Origin of the sequence: Archangium sp. Cb G35, assembly GCF_001896145.1 — a bacterium.
GTDB classification, from domain to species: Bacteria; Myxococcota; Myxococcia; order Myxococcales; family Myxococcaceae; genus Archangium; species Archangium violaceum.
Genome location: NZ_MPOI01000017.1, coordinates 190,617 through 192,738 on the forward strand (window position 1 = coordinate 190,617; position 2,122 = coordinate 192,738).

The window sequence follows — 2,122 nt, forward strand, 5'->3', positions numbered from 1 at the left end:
GTGCTCGCTACCCGCCGTAGCAGATACCGCCGCAGACAGCCTCGACCTTCCCTCCTGGCGTCAGGAAGCGGTTCACCTGCTCACGGCTCTCGGCGTCACGCCGCACGCCCTCGTGGACCGCGTTGTTCTCCGGTGGCAGGTCGGCCACCGTGCCCGGCAGCGGATCCGGCAGCTTGAAGTCGAACTGCACCAACGCCGAGCCGTCCACCTCGCCCTCTCGCAACAGGAGCCCCGGCACCCGCTTCGTGGCGGGCAGTTGCTGCACCAGTCCCAGCGCTCGGGCATGCATCTCGGTGGCCACGTTGGGCACCGAGGGATCTCCCAGGCCGTACTGCATCAGCACCCGGCGCGACGCGGGCCCTCCAGCGTACGTGTCCGCCAACACGTGCGGCGCGTAGGTGATGGGATCGATCCGATCGAACCCCGTCTGCGTCAGCGCCGCGAACTTCTGCTGATCGAGCGCGTCCGGCAGCACCTGCGAGATGGAGGAGAGGAACGGGCTGAACGGCCTGGCCCGGAACATCATCAGAGAGAAGTCCACCCCTCCCACGCTCAGCACTCCCCGCTCGATGTGCGGCGAGAGCGCCAGATACGTGCCCCCAAGAATGTGGCCCTGGCTGATGCCGTAGAAGTACGTACTCGCCGGGTCGTACACGAGCACGCCGTTGTCCTTCAGCTCCTCCAACTCCCCGAGCGTGGTGCGCGCCGCGTAGGTCACGGCGATCTGGTTGGCCATCGCCTGGTGCACGCGATCCGTGAACCCCAGCGTCCGGCCGGGGTTCTTCGCGATGTCATTCAGCACCCCCGGCGCATCCGCGGAGGACATGCCCCACCAGTCCACCGTGAGCACCACCATCTTCGCCCCGTTGATGAAGGGCCTCGCGAAGGAGGAGTCCGCCTCGGCCCGGCTCCCGAAGAAGCCATGGCCGTACTGGAGGAGCCGCACCGGCGCCACGCCCTGCCCCCAGACACTCCGGGGTATCTGCAGCGTGAAGGGCACCTCCGCCTCCCCATTGCGCCGCACCTGGCCCCGCTCGTCCCTCGCGAGCAGCGCTCCCGGTTGGGCACTCTCCAGGAAGAGCGGCACGCGCAGCGTTCCGGTGATGCGCCGGGCGATGTTCGCGTCCACATCGTCCTTCACCTCCGTCACCGTGACGGCGGGTGGCGTGGCCTCCATCGCCTCCATCGCGAGGCGCCGCACTTCCAGCATGTCCCGGGTGACGTTCTCCTCCGACCCCGTGGTGAAGTCCCACGCCAGTTGGAGCTCCGCGCGCGGAATGCCCGCGGCCTCGAGCACCGGGAAGATCCGCTCCTCATAGTGCCGGGCGAGTGGCTCCAGGAGCGGATCTCCTTCCGTCTGGCCATCACGGATGCGGCGGAACCCCTCGGGGACGGGCACCCGGCCCCCGGCCTTCGCCCGCAGCCCGCGCAGGGCCACGATGTAGCGCGTCTGGTTGCGCAGCCGCACCAGGGGCCTCAAGAGGAGCGCGCGGCGCTCGTCACTCGGAGCGCGCGGGTCCAGCTCGGCGAAGTGGAGCACTCCCTTTCCCTGCTCGGCGTCCAGCAGCATCGTGGTCCCGCTGACCGCCGCGGGGCTCTCGAGAGACGGGAGGTTGGCGACGTCCACGCCTCCGGGAAACAGGGCGAGGATCTGCGTGCCGTGCGACCAGCCGTCCGCCGGGTGCAGGTCCGTGAAGTCGAACCCCGTCCCCTCCTTCGTCTTCAGCTTCGCGGCCTCGGAGAGCCGCACGCGATGGCCCGAGGGCAGCGTCCCGTCCTCCGCGAGGAAGTAGTCCGAGGGGAATGGCAGGAGGCAGTCGTGCTCCGCCGCCAGCGGATTGCAACCCTCGGGCACCTCCAGCGGCCGCTCGGGGTCCGGGCAGGCAGTCAGCAGCGCCACCGCCCACAGCAAGGCCGTCGTCCTGTGTCTCCGCATCCGCTCCCACATACGTCGCGCTCCTGGCCGGCTCCGGCATGAGGTCGAGACAGGGTTTCAACCACACGCGGCGCGGGCAGGAAAGCCCGGGCGGACAGACGTCCGTGATGGAGTCGCTCGAAAGTGACGTATCTTGATGCCCCCCCGGCGCGGCAGCCTTCCGGCTCCAGTCCCACACCCTCGACC

The 2,122-nt window shown here is 69.5% G+C and carries 1 protein-coding gene; it reads right to left on the reverse strand.

What is annotated here, in order from left to right; translation table 11 throughout:
* Positions 1-7: 7 nt before the first annotated feature.
* Positions 8-1,936 (reverse strand): hypothetical protein, encoded by a 1,929-nt coding sequence (locus tag BO221_RS43085; protein WP_233166513.1) that lies wholly within the window; start codon positions 1,934-1,936, stop codon positions 8-10.
* Positions 1,937-2,122 lie beyond the last annotated feature (186 nt).

Excerpts from the sequence above, each read along its gene's own strand:
- BO221_RS43085 (WP_233166513.1), bottom strand. The coding sequence starts at position 1,936 with ATGCGGAGACACAGGACGACGGCCTTGCTGTGGGCGGTGGCGCTGCTG.